Genomic DNA, 13880 nt, shown 5'->3' with positions numbered 1-13880 from the left:
TGCACGAGGTGGGGACAGCAAGCGCATGTAGCATGGACCTGCGCGGGCTGGTGTTTATCTCACGTCCCGGTTTCGAGCGCCGATTCCGTGCGGCCGTGGTTCGAGTCCCGAAACGGGTCCGGAGTCGTCACTGCTCGCGGACGGCGTCGTCCGTGCGGACCGGTGCGCCCACGAACGCTCACGCCACGGGCGACCCCGAATCGGACCGTCCAACCTCCGTAGCAGGCGCCTTCCCGCTCAAGGTGGTCAGCGGGCTTACCTTCGGCTGCTGCAGCGCCGCCACGGTGAGCCGAACGCAACCGGTATCACGGGTCCCACACCGACCACACGTATGGGCGAGGAGGGTCCGGTGGGCTGGTTGTCCGAGCGCGTGGGGCTGCTCTGGGTGGCAGCGGTGCTCCTGTACGGCGTGGGGGACACTGTGGCGACCCTGGTCGGCCTGTCGACGGCGAGTGTCGCCGAAGGGGGGCCGGTCGCCGGGCCGGCGCTGGAGGCGTACGGGCCGGCGGGCCTGATCGGACTGAAGACGGTCGTCATAGGGGGGTTCTTCATCGTCTGGCGGCTCGCCCCGACCCCGGGCCGCGTCGCCCTGCCGCTCGCGCTCGTCGTCACCGGCGGAACCGTGACCGGCTGGAACCTGTTCGTTATCGGGACCTCCTGAACACGGGCATCAGGACAGGACGGCCTCGAACGCGGTCGGAACTGATAGCTCAGTGGCCGGGTTCTGCGAGTCGGACCACCACACGGGTCCCTGTCTCCTCGGTGGTCCCTCGATGGCCGGTGACCAGTTAGGCAGCGGGACCTCGGCCGACGGAGACCGCGAGGGGCCGAGTCCGTCACGGCCCGGGCAGTAGTCGAGCGGCAGTTCGGTGGCGGCTGCGAACGGGCCACGGTCGCCGCCCGGCAAGGAGTACCCGGCGAGCGGCTGTAGGGTAGCCATTGCGGCCGAGATGCGGGCAGCGTCATCGGCGCCGACCACAGACGAACGGGGGCACGTGCCGCGTACGGGACCGGCAGCGGCGGGTTCGTGACGACCGGCCGCTCGGGGGCACTACGGTTCCGGAGGTCGTCGGTCGTAAGGGGGTCGCGCGTTCGGGGAGGGGGTTTCAGCGCCCGCCGTCCGTGTGTGCCGGTGGCCGTCCCGATGACACCACGTCCACGTCGTCGGCCTGTGCCGCCGTCGATGACGCCGACGCCGCCTCACCGGCCTCGTCGCCGACTGCCGTATCGAAGACGGCAACCTGCTCCGAGAGCTCGCGTGCCATGTCGGCGAGTTCCTCGACCTCGGTGACCGTGTTCTCCAGCGACTCCACCTGGCTCGCCGTCCGCTCCGCGACGTCACTCGACTCGCTGGAGGTGGACTGACTCGTCGCTGCCACGCTGTCGACCATCGATGCGATCTCCTCGGCGGATGCCGCCTGGTCATCGGCCGCCTCGCTGATCTCGGCGATACCGTTCTCGGCCTCCTCGATCGCGACGGCGATCTCGTCGAACATCGAGATCGTCTCGTCGATCGTCTCGGTGCCCGTCTCGACCTGCTCGCTCATCCGCTCGATGCTGGTCATCGTTTCGTCGGTCACCGTGCGGGCCGACTCGATCCGCTGCTCGATCTCGGCGGTCGCGTCGGCGGCCTCCTCTGCCAGCTGTTTGACCTCGTCGGCGACGACGGCGAACCCGTCGCCGTTCGTGTCCGCCTTTGCGGCCTCGATCGAGGCGTTCAGCGCGAGGATATTGGTCTGCTCGGTGATGTTGCTGATCATGCCGACGATCTCGCTGATCTCGTCCATCCGGTCGTTCAGCGCCGCCATCTCCTCGGTTACCTCGTCGGCCTGGGACCGGATCGCGTCCAGTTCGTCCGTGGCCGTGTGGGCGTACTCCTGGCCGGTCTCCCCACGGTCGACCGCCGTGGCGGCCGTCGCCGCGACCTCCTCGGAGGACGACGCCACCTCCTCGACGGTCGCCGAGAGGTCGCCGACCTCGCTGGCGACGGTCTGTAGCTGCTCGTCCTGCTCCTCGGCACGCGAGGCGACTCGCGAGACGGACTGCTCGACGTCCATACTCGACTGCTTGATCTCCGTCGACCGGCTCGCGACGTCGGTACTGGCAGTCGAGACGGTATCGGCGAACGACTGGATATCCGCCATCGTCCGCTCGACGTCGCCGATCATATCGTTGAACGCCTGCGCGATCGACGCCATCGCCTCGTTGTCGGTACCGGCGTCCAGCCGCCGGGTGAGGTCGCCGTCGGCGCACGCGACCATCGTCGACTGGAACTCGGCCGCGGTCTCCTCCAACTCGGTGTTCAGCGTCGCCATCTCCTCCTTCTGTCTGGCGGCCTCCTCCTGTTTCTCCTCGGCCAGCTCTCGCGCCTCCTCCGCCTCGTCGAGCTTCTCTTGGATCTTGCGGCGAGCCTGCCGGCGCTGGATCGCCAGCGACTGCCAGAGGAACGTGATCGACGTCGCCAGCATCAGGACGCCGACCGCGTGAATCCCGCCCCAGACGACGGGGTTCGCCATCGCCGCCGGGTGGTTGTACACGGTGAACCACTCTATCAGCCCGAAGACGCTGTGTTGCGTCGCCACGTAGGCGATGGTGATCCCGAACGGGACCCAGTCCTCGTAGAGGGCGACGACGCCGACACCGACGAAGTAGAGGAAGTGCGCCTCGATGAACCCGCCGGTGAAGTAGGCGAGGACGGCACCGACGGTCATGAACGCCCCCGCGCTGAGGGCGGACCGAGCGCGGCGCGGTAGCTGCGGAACCGCAGCGGCCGCGAGCAATGCTGCGATGAGCCCGATGCCGGCGACCGAGTGTGTGAGCGGAATCGCGGGTAGTTCGGCCCCGGTGACGGACTCGACGCCGCGCATCCGGCTGATGAGGAACACGAGCGGGAGGAGTGCCGTGGTGAACAGCAGGATGCCACGATGGCGATTTCTGAACGACTCCCCCGGGATTTCGGTTCCGTTCGGCGTGTTCTCGATGTACCGTTCGAGCGCCGACCGTCCCGACTCGGCGGACATGAGCAAGCATGCAACCAGAGGACTACTTAAGTTATCCCGCGTTACGGACCGTGAGTCGGCACTCGCTGTCAAGAGCGGTTGCCGGTGAGCCCCTACACCGGGTCGCGTCGGCGGACGGGTCGGGTCGCGTCCATCGACGCTCGGCGAGGCGACGGCCGAGAGGACGGTCGGATCGTGACGACGGGTGATGGTCCGGGGAGCGCGGTCCGTCGTGTCGTCCACTGCCGTCACACCGTTCCAGGGCCGAACGCGGACGTGGGGCTCGCCGTCGACGCGGGGCGTTCGGGTCCCGGTGGCCGCCACTGGGCGACCGTGACTGGTTCCGGGGGGTCGACACCGCGCCCCCGCCAGTGCCGGGGTACGAGCGACACCCCCTCGGCCATCGTCATCGGGGCCTCCTCCGGTATCGTGGAAGCGCTGGCTCGCGAGTTCGCCGACAACAGCTACGAGGTCGGGCTGGCCGCCCGCCGGCGCGAGCGACTGGAACGCATCGGCGACCAGCTCCCGACGCAGGCCTGCGTGGCGAGGATGGACGTGACCGGGACGGCCGACGCCCGAGAGGGGTTCCACGAACTCGTCGACGCGATGGACGCGGTCGACGTGGTCGTCCTCTGCGCGGGGGTCGGCGACCCGAACCCGGAACTGGAGTGGGAGACCGAACGGCAGGCGGTCGAGGTGAACGTCCGCGGGTTCGTCGCCCTCGCGACGGCCGCGGTGGACCGGTTCGAACAGCAGGGGCACGGGCACCTGGTCGGCATCTCCTCGGTCGCGGCACACATGTCCGTCGGCGACGTGCCGGCGTACCCGGCGTCGAAGGCGTTCGTCTCGGGCTACTGCGACGGGCTCCGCTACCGGGCCCGGAGCCGGGACGCCGACGTCCACGTGACGACCATCGAGCCCGGGTTCGTCGACACCGACCTCGCGGGCGGGACGTTCTGGATCTGCTCGCCCGAGACGGCCGCGAGCCAGATCCACCGGGCGATACGCAAGCGGAAGGCCAGGGCGTTCGTCACACGCCGCTGGCGGCTGGTCGCCGGGCTCTCCGAACTGCTGCCGGACGTGGTGAAGCGGCAGCTCCTCCCCTGAGCCGTGCGGACGCGCGCTCGCGATCGCCACCTCGCTCTGTGGCGGGGTGTCCGTCGTGAACTGGAGGTTCGCGTCGATTCCGCCCGTCTCGCCGGGGTTCTGCTGGCTCCGCCCCGGAGCGCCGGCGCCCGGTCCGGAGCCGCTGGAGGCGGTCGTCCACGGCGCGCCGGTCGGTGAAGGGCGTCCGACCGGCCTACCGCGCGTTCCCGTCCCGGTTCTCGTCGTCCTCGCCGTTCTCCTCGCCCGCCTCGGAGCGCTCGTCGCCGGGTTCGTCGTCCTCCTCGGGCCCCTGTCCGGGCGCGTCGCCCTGCGAGGACCCGATGTCGACGTCACACGTCTCCTCGGACGGGCTAGTGTCGAAGGCACAGTCGAAGCCGACGCGGAGCTGCTGGCCGCCGCCCACGACGACGAACCGGTCGCCGCCGCCGAAGCGCTGGTCATCGTCGTCGGCGTAGTTGTCGCCGACGTAGTCGACCGAGAGCGGGCCGAAGGTCAGCTCGCCACCCTTGTCACAGGAGTGATGCGTGGGCCGGCCGACGCAGTCGACCGCACCCTCGCTGCTCCCATCCTCGGTCTCGCCCTCGTAGCCGGCGGCCAACGTCGAGTTGAGCCCCTCGCCGTCGGCAACGCCGACCTCGGCGGAGGCGCTCCCGGGCACGTCGTCGGCGTCGTCCTCGTCGTCGCCGTCGCTCTCGCCCAGCGGCCCGGGCGCGTCGCCCTGCGAGGACGTGACGTTGACCGTGCAGTCGTCCCCTCCGGGAGTCGTCTGCGATGCACAGTCGAACTCGACGGTCACCCGCTCGCCGCCGCTCGCGACGGTGACCTCGTCGCCGCCGCCGTAGCGCTGGCTGCTGTCGTTCCCGTAGTTGTCGCCGGTGTAGTCGACCGACCCGGCCGACGTGTCGGCGCTACCGCCCTTATCGCACTCGTGGTGTGTGGGCTGGCCCTCGCAGTCGATGCTCCCGGAGCCGCTCTGCCCGCTGAGGTTGCCCGAGGCGCTCAGGTCGATCGTCGAGTTGCGGCCGTCGCCCGTCGCGACACCGATGTCGTCGTCATCGTCGTCCGCCGCCGCAGGCGCGGCCGCGAGCGCCAGCGCGACGACGAGCACCGCCGCTCCCACCAGGGCGACCCGAGAGTCGGATTCCATAGCTATCCATGTGGTGTGGCTACGCCCGGTTTGCGGTTGTCCCGTCCCTGAACGGCTCTTGAAGTGAGCATGCGGCACCGACACGTACGGGACTCGCCGTGGCGGCCGCCGGTCAGGTGTCGGCGGCAGGAAGCTGACCGTGACGGTCGTGCCGCCGTCGTCGGAGTCGAAATCGACGGGCCCGCCCAGGGCTGAGACACTCCACTGTACCAGCCAGAGACTGATCCCCTGGCCGTGCTGGAGCGGTCGTCCACCCTCCCTCGCGGGGCGTCGCCGGTTCCGTCTCGCCGGATCCGGATGGCAGCCGTCAGTCACCCGAGCCCCACGCCGACGGCCAGGGTACAGTAGCGAAGATCGACCACGTTACCATGGGACATGATGCGGCCTCGTGAGCAGAGATGCGGCCCCCGGTGCCGGTGGGGTCCGAGCGGGAGGGGTCGCTCCGCTCGTGAGCCGTCACCGTGAACTCGCCACTACGGACACAGCGGAGGACCGACAGCAGCGCACCCCCGACCGGCGACCCGGCTAGTTGAGACCACCGCTGATTGCCTGCGGAAGATTCAGCCATGCGGCGACCGTAGAGCATGTACTGTCCAGCCATGCCATTCCAGCACGTCCTCGAGGAGGGTATCTCCGCGGCCGAGACGGGGCTCGCGGCCACTTCGCAGGGACTCAGGCTCGGCGCGAAGGGCCTCGAGGCGACGCGACAGGGGTACGAGGCGTCGAGGCGGGGTCTCGACGTGTTCGTCGAGGACCCGCTCATCGTCACCAGCGCGCCGCGGGCGACCGAGGTTGCACTGACCACCGCGCCGGTCGTGACGGGGCTCACGCGCGACCAGCGGCGGACCACCTCGAGCGGCGAGCGCGAGCGGCGTGGCGAGCAGCTCCGGTCGGTGTTCACCGACCTCGGGCCGACGTTCGTGAAGCTGGGCCAGACGCTGTCCGTGCGGCCCGACCTCGTCCCGGAGGAGTACGTCGACGCCCTCGAGAAGCTGCAGGACCAGGTCCCGCCGGCGCCCTGGGACCACATCGAGGGCGTCATCGAGGACGAACTCGGCCCCGTCGACGAGGTGTTCGACGACTTCGACCGGGAGCCGCTCTCCGGCGCGAGCCTCGGGCAGGTGTACCGCGCCGAGCTCGACGGGGGGACGGTCGCGGTGAAGATCCGGCGGCCGGACGTCGAGACCCGCATCCAGCGGGACCTGCGCCTCGTCGAGTCCGCCGTGCCGGTGGTCTCCGCGTTCCTCGACGACGGCCGGGCGTTCACGCTCGAGACCATCGTCGACCAGTTCGGCGACACGATCCGCGAGGAGCTGGACTACGAGCGCGAGGCCGAGATGATGCAGCGCATCGGGGCGAACTTCGCGGACGACGACCGGGTCGAGATACCCGGCGTCGTCGACTCGCACAGCAGCGAGCGCGTGCTGACGATGGAGTTCGTCGGCGGGACGAGGATCTCCGATCACGAGGCGCTCGACGCGATGGCCATCGACCGCGCCGACCTCGCGAACAGACTGCGGGAGCTCTACCTGCAGATGACGCTCGTCGACGGGGCCTTCCACGCCGACCCACACCCCGGGAACGTCGCGGTCCAGCCCGACGGGACCATCGTCCTCTACGACTTCGGAATGTCCGGCACCATCGACCCCGACGTACGGGCCGGCATCGTCGAGTTCTTCGCGGCCATCACGCGGGGTGACGTCGAGGGCATCCTCGAGACGCTCGTCGAACTGGGGACGCTCGACCCGGCGGTCGCGGGGACCGACGACGACGCCCTCACCGAGGTGGTCGGACGGTTCGTCGAGTGCACGCGGGCGGGCGAGTTCGACGCCCGGGAGTTCGAGTCGCTCGCCGACGACTTGGAGGAGGCGTTCTACGAGATGCCGTTCAGACTCCCGCCCGACCTCACGCTCGTGCTGCGCCTGATGGCGATCACCGACGGCGTCGCGAACACGCTGGACCCCGAGCACGACTTCTTCGCCGTCGTGGAGGCGGTCCTGGCCGACCGGGGCCTGTCGGACACCGCCGAGACCTCATGAACCGGTGCCCGGTGCTCGTTCGTCGTGGCACGGACCGGGTGTCTGCGACGTGACTATGGCGCTGCGTCCCACATAACCGCCGTGGACCACCTGTACCGGCCCCGACCGGAGTTGCGCGCCGCGCTCCAGGAGGCCCTCACTGCGGAGCGCGAGCAGTTCCGGTCGGCCGTCGAACGGCTCGCGGCGGACCACGGGTTCGACGCGGGACGACTGAGGAGGGACCCCGAGACGTTCGAGCCGCCGGCACCCGCCCGGGCGGGAGCGACGGCTCGTCTGGCGGGCGTGGACGCTGGCTGACGCACCGATCGGGGTCGTCCTCACCGGGGCGGCGTACCACGACAACCCGCTGCTGTACGCGAATCACGCGACCCGGCGGCTCACCGGCCACTCGCTGGCGGAGTTGCGGGGTGACAACCTGCGGCGGCTCCAGGGTCCTCGGACCGACCCTGCCGCCGTCGACGAACTCCGCGGAGCGCTCCGCAACTGGAACGCCACGACGGTCGACCTGTGCAACTACCGGGCCGACGGCACGCCGTTCACCAGTCGAGTCTCGCTCGTCCCCGTCCCCGACGAGAACGGCACCGTCGAGCACTGGTTCGGCCTGCAAGCGGCCCTGCCCGAGGAGTAGCGCCGTCGTCGGACGCCGGTTCGGGCCGCTCTGCCGGACGCGGGCGGACCCGGCACCGCTGCGCTGTCGCCGGCACACCCGGGCGTCGAAGCCGGGCGGAGCCCCGGGCCGGAGAGTCGTCACCGGGGCACCGACCGACGGCGCTCACCCGACCACGCGGACGACGAACGTCAGGTCACGGTATCCCCGCGGCGTCGTCACCTCGACGTCGAGCGCGACGGCCAGGACGACAGTCACCCCCGCACGCTCCTGCACCACGACACCCCGGTCCGCCACGCAGGGGCCGAACTGCCGTCCGGAGCCACCGGGACAGTTCGTGGCCCCCCAGCCCTCCGCGGCGGAGCGGTTGTACCGGGTCGTGTACGCTACCCCCTCGGTGACCTGCGAGGCCTCGAGCGTGTCGAGTCGCGGCGCCAGGTCCTCCCGGACGGCCCCGACCGCGCGGTCGCGCTCGCTCCACGGCCGACCGGTCGCGTTCGCGCCGGCCTCGTGGACCGCCCGCTCGAGGAACCGCTCGGCGTTCGCACTGTGGCCGTCGTAGTCAGTGCTCGCGGCCACGTCGGGGTGGTAACCCAGTTGGACGTGGGCGACGGCTACCGGTACGAGCGCCAGCGCGATGAGCGCGGCCGCGGCGAGCACCAGCTGTGCCCGTTCGGGCCGCTCCGCGCCGGACCCTGACGGCGGCTCAGGCATACCACACCTCCACGGTCACCGGGCCGTCGAGGCTCGTGACCGTCGCCCGCCCGACCAGTACATCGGCCGGCCGCTGGAACCCGACCGCGCCGTGTGGTGTCTCGACCCGGTAGAGCAGGTTGTCGGGGAGGATACGGTCCACCCGCCGGTCGAGGGCCGTGCGTTCGCGCTCGAACGCCGACGCCGACCGGGTCACCTCCGACAGCCGGGTGGCGCCCCGGTGTCGTGGCGGCTCACCGGCCAGCACCGTCGCGGCGTCGTCGGCGTACGCCTCCAGCTGTGGGGTTCGGGTGTCGGCTGCCGGGACGCCGGCCGCGAGCGTCACCGCCACGGCCAGGATGAGCGTCACGCCGACGGCCGCCTCCACGACGGGCAGCGAGAGCTGTCCCCGGTCGGTGGTATGCCGGGTGCGGGGTCCACCGGAAGCGGCGGGGTCGTGGCCGCGGGCGGTCCGCCGCGCCGGGTCGCGCTCAGCCATCGACCGTCACCGCCAGCGTGGCCTTCGTCGTCCGTGCCGGTCGGTAGCCGACGGTGATGTCGCCCCGTTCGAGCGGCTCGGCCGCAGTGAACGAGAGCCGCAGCGTCTCGTATCGCGAGGTCCGGACGCGGTACGTCCCGCCGAGGCCGTCCGGGTCGTGCAGGACGACCCGGTCGTTCGCCCGGACCGTCGTCACGCCCGGGCTGGGGTCGATATCCAGGGTGACGCGGTCGGTCCGGCGGGGGAGCGTGGTCGCGTTGTCCGCGAGCGGGGGCGTTCGTTCGACCCGTGAGGTGTTCCGAACGAGGACCACACGGCGGACCGTCACCCCGCCGCTGGCGTCACCGCGGGCGAGGACCGTCCGGTCGTCCAGCCGGACCCGAACGTCGTGGGCCCCGACGACCGGGAACCGCGATCCGATATCGGCGGCGGCGAGCCGGTCGTGGTCGAGCACGTTCGCGCGGGCGGTGTGGTCGGCGTCGGCGGCGACCAGCCGCTCGGACAGCGCGACCGCGACCCGGCGCTCCTCCGGCTGGCGGTACGCACCGGCGAAGGCACCGTCGGCCAGCGTCAGCGCGGCGCCCAGCGTGGCGACGAGCACCAGCAGGGCGACCGCCAGCGCCGGGAGGTTCATCTGTGCCCGGACGGTCGGGGCATCCGCCGACGAGGTCACGTATCATCACCCCGCAGGAGACGGACGACGAGGCCGGTGTCTGCCCGCTCGACCCTGACGACCGCCGGCTCGCGGCTCGACCACGACCCCTCGACGCGGTCGACCCGGTCGGGGAGCGCGAGGCGGCTTCTGGCGACCAACGCCCCGTCGGGATGGTCGAGCACGAGCGTCCGCCCGTCGGTCCGGACGTGATACCCCGCACCCGCGATGGTCCGGGGGAGGTCGACACGGGTCCGCGCCGTCGCGTGCCGGGCCGTCGGGGGGACCGTCTGCTGGACGCGCTCGGCGGCGCTCGCCAGCGTCCGGTCGGCGACGCGCTGGCCGGCGACCCGCTCGTACCCCGGCACGACGGCCGTCGAGAGCGCCGTCGTCACGAGGACGACGAACAGGACGACCAGCCCGGCCTCCAGCGCCTTCCCGACGACCGGCGTGACCCCGCGGTCGTCGGGAGACCGCAGGTCGAGCCGGGTCACGAGCCCTCACCCCCGTCGCCGGGCTCTGCGAGCGCGTCATCCGGGGCCGGCAGGCCGACGGGTGGTGCTCCGTCGTCGTTGTCGCCCACACCCTCACCGTCGGTGTCATCGTCATCGCGCTCCGTCGCGGGTGTCGCCGGCGGCCCCGAGGACCCCCCGATGGAGAGGTTCAGGTCGTGGACGACGAGGTACGCCCGTCGCTGGCCGGGATACCGGGCCACGACACTCGGAACGCCGTCGTCGTCGATATCCCGCCGCGTCACCGTCGCCCCCTGGTCGCGGAAGTGCGACGCGACCGCCGCGGGCGTCCGGGTCTCGATAGCGATCCGGAACGTCGAGACCCCGAGGTCGGCGCGGTCGTGGCTTACGTTCGCCCGGAGCGGAACCGTCGTCCCGCCGGCGCCGCTGACGGTCCGCCGCTCGGTGCCGAGGCGGGGTGCGCCGACGACGAGCACGCCATCGTCGCCGCCCCGGGACGCGGTTACCGGTGGCGCGGCGTGGAGGACGGCGTTCCCGGGCGGCCCGTTGACGACCGCGCCGGCGACGGACGCGACGCGGTGGTCCCCGCTCGTCCAGACGAGGGCCCCCACGTCCAGCGTCCGGACGGTCCGCGTCCCGTTGATCACCCGCAACTGGCGGTCGACCGTCCGGACCCGGCCCCCCGTGAACGCGAGCGTCTCGCGGAACCGACCGGTCCGCTCGACCGACGCCAGGGCGCCCGTCATCCCGTCCGCGACCCTGGCAGCGTCGGCGCTCGCGGCGTTCTCCTCGACCACGGCGCCGATGCCGGCGGTGAGCGCCCCCAGCGAGACGACGGTCAGCCCGAGCAGTACCGCGACGCCGACGACCTCTGCCGCACCGCGGTCCAGTGCCCCCGAGCCGGTGGCCAGTGGCCGCATTCAGACCACCCCCGCCGCCGCGAAGGCGACGTGACAGACCAGTGCGAGCGCCGCCGAGTGGAGCAGCGCCTCGTAGCGACCCCGGGCGGCGGTACCGGCGAACCAGCCGCAGGCGAGCATCGTCGCCTGCGCGACCCAGTAGAACCGGCGGCCGGACCTGGCCCGGTCGACGGCGGCCGGGTCCAGCGCCGTCGTCGCGGCGCTGCCGCCCGCGTCCTGGACCGCCGACAGCTGCGCGAACCCGTCGAGGACGTGGCCGTGGACCGCGAGGACGATGCCGACGACCAGGAGCGCGGTGGTCCAGCCGACCGCGACGTAGACCAGCATCGACGACCGGAGGGCCTTCCGCTCATGTCGGAGCCGACCGACCTCCGTCTGGAGCGTCTCGAACGCCGCCTCCGGGTCGCCCCCGAGTTCGAGCGCCCCCGTGACGAGGCCGATGGTCTGTTCGGCGAGCGGCGTCCCGACCGACTCGACGAAGGCGTCCAGCGCGGCGGTCCGGCCGTCGGCCGTCGACGCGTCCGGCTGGTCGGCGTCACCGGCACCTGGTGAGGGGGGCGCGGCGGCGAGGTCCAGCCGGTAGGCCAGGTCCGCGACGTCGTCGCTCAACTCGCCGAGGTCGGTCTCGCGGGCGACCGCCGCGACGGCGTCCGCGAGGGGCCGGCCCAGCGTGACGCGCCCGGCGACCGCGTGGACGAAGTCCCGTATCTCCCGGTCCTTGGCATCGTCCAGTCGGGCCCGTCGGACCGCGACCAGCCCCACCGGAAGCCCGTACGCGACGTACGCGAGCAGGGTGGCGCGGGCCGGCGGGTAGCCGAGCGCCAGCGCGGCGCCGAGGACGGCGAGCCCCGGGACGACCGCGACGACCGCGGCGCTGGCCGGGTTCCGGGGTGCGGTCAGGAGCGTCCCGAGACCGCCGGGGCGTTCGTGGGTCGGGGGGGCCGCGCTGGGGGGCTGGAGCGACGCGACCAACGCGGTCGCGCCGGCACCGATGACCAGCACGAACACGGCGCTCCCGTAGGCCAGCAGCGCCCGGGGCGTGGTCCCCCCGAGCGGTGTCGACACCGGCTCGGACAGCCCCGGTGCGAGCACCGCGAGGACCGTCACCACCACGACCAGGAGGGCCGGCAGCACGAGCAGCACGACGAACAGTTCCGCGACGAGTTCGAGGAAGTCCTCGGCGCGCTGACGGGCCCGCGCCTGCCGGTGGGAGAGCATCCGGGACTCCATCTCCAGGAACTGCGACAGCGCGTCGGCACCCTGGTCGGCGTGTTCGCGGAACTTCAGTAGGAACGGCGCCAGCGTCTCCCGGGAGGGGGTGTCCCGGGCGACCCGCCGGAGGCCGACGTCGAGGCTACCGGTTAGGGCGGCCCGGTTCAGTACGCGCCGGAACGCGGCGCTCGTCTCACCGTACGCGTCGGCCGCGGCGACCTGGCCGAGCAGCGTCCGACCGTCGTCGCTCCCGGTCGCGAGCGCCCGCAGGTACCGGACCGCACCGGGCAGCGTCCGCTCGATAGCCGCCCGCCGGGCGCTCGCAACCCACCGCAGGTAGGTGCCCGCGAGCCGGACGGTCCCGCGCCGTGCGAGCCACCCCGCCAGCAGTCCCAGCCCGACCGCGACCGGGAACCGGGGGAGGGCGGGCCACGAGAGTCGCTGGACCAGCGGGAGCCCGTCGTGGGCGACCGCCGCCAGCGCGGCCAGCCACCCCGCCGGGACGACCAGTCCCGCGAGGACCGTGAGTGCCGCCGCCCAGAGCCCGACGAGCCACGAGAGCGCGTACGCCCGTGCGAGGTAGCGGTCGAACCCGACGCGCAGGTCGGCCGCGCGATACCACTCCCGAGCGCGGTCGTGACGGGAACGGTCGGCATGCCGGGCGAACAGCGCGTACACACCGCGGTCGAGCGTCTCGGCGACCGCGAACCGGCCCGGCCCCTCTCCCTCTGCCCGGGTCGACACCTCACCGCTCACCCCGCTCCCATCCCGGCCTCCGGCGGCGGGCCTCGTCCGGTATCATATACGGATATGGACCCGGTATCCGACTTAAATTTTAGTATACACTATTAGCCAAATATCGAGCCGACGTGACGGCCACGAGCGGAATCCATACCTGCGGACCGCTCATAGAGCCTCCTATGCACACAGAGGGGCAGTTCGCGCCCGCGTCGGCGGCCGAGGCGCGTCGCCTGTACGCCGAACTCGGGGGCGCCGCGGGGGCGGTCGTCCGGGAGGCGGTCAAGACGATGGACTTCGACCGCGAGGAGTACAACGAGCGCGTGACCGACGACGTCCGTTCGACCGCCCGAGACGCGCTGTTCGCGTCGCTGCTGGAGGTGCGGGTGGGCGACCGCGAGGCGTTCGAGTCCTGGCGGGCGACGTTCGACGGCGACTGTCGCGTGATGGGGAGCGACGGCGTGCCGAACGTGGTCTGGCACGTCGTCCCGTTCGGGGCGACGGGGCCGCCTGACCGCGCGGCCGACGACAACGGGGGGCGAGATCCCCCGGGGAGCCGGACGGAGTCCGGTGAGGAGGCCGTGACGCCGGTCGCGGTGGCCGCCACGTTCCAGGACGAGCCCGAAGCCGCCAAGGCGACGCTCCAGCGGACCGTCTTCGGCCGCGTCTACCACGAGGTCATCCACGCCGACCCCGTGGGGACGGGGGCGCACTCGACGGAGCCGCCGGAGGACGAGGACGGTGCCGAGGGCGGGGGCGAGTAGGCGGCAACCCGGACCCGCGCTGTTCGACGT

General features: G+C 72.1%; 14 protein-coding genes. 6 read left to right on the top strand and 8 right to left on the bottom strand.

Annotation, left to right across the window (positions count from 1 at the left end; translation table 11 throughout):
• The first annotated feature begins 331 nt into the window (after positions 1–331).
• Positions 332–661, top strand: a complete 330-nt coding sequence (locus DP107_RS07215; RefSeq protein ID WP_144261470.1) for a hypothetical protein — start codon at positions 332–334, stop codon at positions 659–661.
• A 445-nt stretch (positions 662–1106) separates the two neighbouring features.
• On the opposite strand, the gene DP107_RS07210 is transcribed toward DP107_RS07215, so the two are convergent.
• Entirely contained in the window at positions 1107–3020 is a 1914-nt protein-coding gene (locus DP107_RS07210) for a methyl-accepting chemotaxis protein (RefSeq protein WP_144261469.1), read from the bottom strand.
• Between the two features lie 312 nt (positions 3021–3332).
• Between DP107_RS07210 and DP107_RS07205 the strand changes: the two genes are divergently transcribed.
• Complete coding sequence (locus tag DP107_RS07205; protein WP_144261620.1) at positions 3333–4106, top strand: SDR family NAD(P)-dependent oxidoreductase; 774 nt, start codon at positions 3333–3335, stop codon at positions 4104–4106.
• A gap of 193 nt (positions 4107–4299) precedes the next feature.
• Here the strand turns inward: DP107_RS07205 and DP107_RS07200 are convergent, their stop codons facing one another.
• Positions 4300–5253 (bottom strand): putative sodium/potassium/calcium exchanger, encoded by a 954-nt coding sequence (locus DP107_RS07200; protein WP_144261468.1) that lies wholly within the window; start codon positions 5251–5253, stop codon positions 4300–4302.
• A gap of 584 nt (positions 5254–5837) precedes the next feature.
• Between DP107_RS07200 and DP107_RS07195 the strand changes: the two genes are divergently transcribed.
• The 3 genes from DP107_RS07195 to DP107_RS07185 all read left to right on the top strand — a co-directional run bounded on the left by DP107_RS07195 (position 5838) and on the right by DP107_RS07185 (position 7920).
• Positions 5838–7292, top strand: a complete 1455-nt coding sequence (locus tag DP107_RS07195) for an ABC1 kinase family protein (RefSeq protein ID WP_144261467.1) — start codon at positions 5838–5840, stop codon at positions 7290–7292.
• Between the two features lie 81 nt (positions 7293–7373).
• Positions 7374–7589 (top strand): hypothetical protein, encoded by a 216-nt coding sequence (locus tag DP107_RS07190; protein ID WP_144261466.1) that lies wholly within the window; start codon positions 7374–7376, stop codon positions 7587–7589.
• Positions 7582–7920, top strand: coding sequence for a PAS domain-containing protein (locus DP107_RS07185; RefSeq protein WP_144261465.1), 339 nt, complete (start codon positions 7582–7584; stop codon positions 7918–7920). Before DP107_RS07190 ends, DP107_RS07185 begins: the two co-directional genes overlap by 8 nt.
• Positions 7921–8064: 144 nt before the next feature.
• Here DP107_RS07185 and DP107_RS07180 read toward each other — a convergent pair whose 3' ends face one another.
• Genes DP107_RS07180 through DP107_RS07155 form a run of 6 tightly spaced genes read right to left on the bottom strand, consistent with a single transcriptional unit; the run spans position 8065 to position 13092 of the window.
• Complete coding sequence (locus DP107_RS07180; protein WP_144261464.1) at positions 8065–8613, bottom strand: DUF7261 family protein; 549 nt, start codon at positions 8611–8613, stop codon at positions 8065–8067.
• Positions 8606–9091 carry a DUF7262 family protein gene (locus tag DP107_RS07175; RefSeq protein WP_394348531.1) on the bottom strand — a complete coding sequence of 162 codons (486 nt, stop codon included), beginning with the start codon at positions 9089–9091 and terminating at the stop codon, positions 8606–8608. The genes DP107_RS07180 and DP107_RS07175 overlap by 8 nt, the downstream gene beginning before the upstream one ends.
• Positions 9084–9764, bottom strand: a complete 681-nt coding sequence (locus tag DP107_RS07170) for a DUF7263 family protein (protein WP_238330808.1) — start codon at positions 9762–9764, stop codon at positions 9084–9086. The genes DP107_RS07175 and DP107_RS07170 overlap by 8 nt, the downstream gene beginning before the upstream one ends.
• The gene (locus DP107_RS07165) at positions 9761–10237 is read right to left on the bottom strand and encodes a DUF7266 family protein (RefSeq protein WP_238330807.1); all 477 of its coding nucleotides are present in this window, start codon (positions 10235–10237) and stop codon (positions 9761–9763) included. Before DP107_RS07165 ends, DP107_RS07170 begins: the two co-directional genes overlap by 4 nt.
• The gene (locus DP107_RS07160) at positions 10234–11136 is read right to left on the bottom strand and encodes a DUF7289 family protein (RefSeq protein ID WP_185977214.1); all 903 of its coding nucleotides are present in this window, start codon (positions 11134–11136) and stop codon (positions 10234–10236) included. The genes DP107_RS07165 and DP107_RS07160 overlap by 4 nt, the downstream gene beginning before the upstream one ends.
• Positions 11137–13092 (bottom strand): type II secretion system F family protein, encoded by a 1956-nt coding sequence (locus DP107_RS07155; RefSeq protein ID WP_144261616.1) that lies wholly within the window; start codon positions 13090–13092, stop codon positions 11137–11139.
• Between the two features lie 176 nt (positions 13093–13268).
• Between DP107_RS07155 and DP107_RS07150 the strand changes: the two genes are divergently transcribed.
• Positions 13269–13850, top strand: a complete 582-nt coding sequence (locus DP107_RS07150; protein WP_144261463.1) for a DUF5809 family protein — start codon at positions 13269–13271, stop codon at positions 13848–13850.
• Positions 13851–13880: the final 30 nt, after the last annotated feature.

Origin of the sequence: Haloglomus irregulare, from assembly GCF_007421925.1 — an archaeon.
Classification (GTDB): Archaea; Halobacteriota; Halobacteria; order Halobacteriales; family Haloarculaceae; genus Haloglomus; species Haloglomus irregulare.
This window is presented reverse-complemented; position numbering and strand designations above follow the sequence as displayed.

What these genes read in the sequence shown, in the direction of transcription:
- DP107_RS07215 (WP_144261470.1), top strand. Translation starts at nt 332, where the DNA reads ATGGGCGAGGAGGGTCCGGTGGGCTGGTTGTCCGAGCGCGTGGGGCTG.
- DP107_RS07210 (WP_144261469.1), bottom strand. Translation starts at nt 3,020, where the DNA reads ATGTCCGCCGAGTCGGGACGGTCGGCGCTCGAACGGTACATCGAGAAC.
- DP107_RS07200 (WP_144261468.1), bottom strand. Translation starts at nt 5,253, where the DNA reads ATGGAATCCGACTCTCGGGTCGCCCTGGTGGGAGCGGCGGTGCTCGTC.
- DP107_RS07195 (WP_144261467.1), top strand. Translation starts at nt 5,838, where the DNA reads ATGTACTGTCCAGCCATGCCATTCCAGCACGTCCTCGAGGAGGGTATC.
- DP107_RS07180 (WP_144261464.1), bottom strand. Translation starts at nt 8,613, where the DNA reads ATGCCTGAGCCGCCGTCAGGGTCCGGCGCGGAGCGGCCCGAACGGGCA.
- DP107_RS07175 (WP_394348531.1), bottom strand. Translation starts at nt 9,091, where the DNA reads ATGGCTGAGCGCGACCCGGCGCGGCGGACCGCCCGCGGCCACGACCCC.
- DP107_RS07160 (WP_185977214.1), bottom strand. Translation starts at nt 11,136, where the DNA reads ATGCGGCCACTGGCCACCGGCTCGGGGGCACTGGACCGCGGTGCGGCA.
- DP107_RS07150 (WP_144261463.1), top strand. Translation starts at nt 13,269, where the DNA reads ATGCACACAGAGGGGCAGTTCGCGCCCGCGTCGGCGGCCGAGGCGCGT.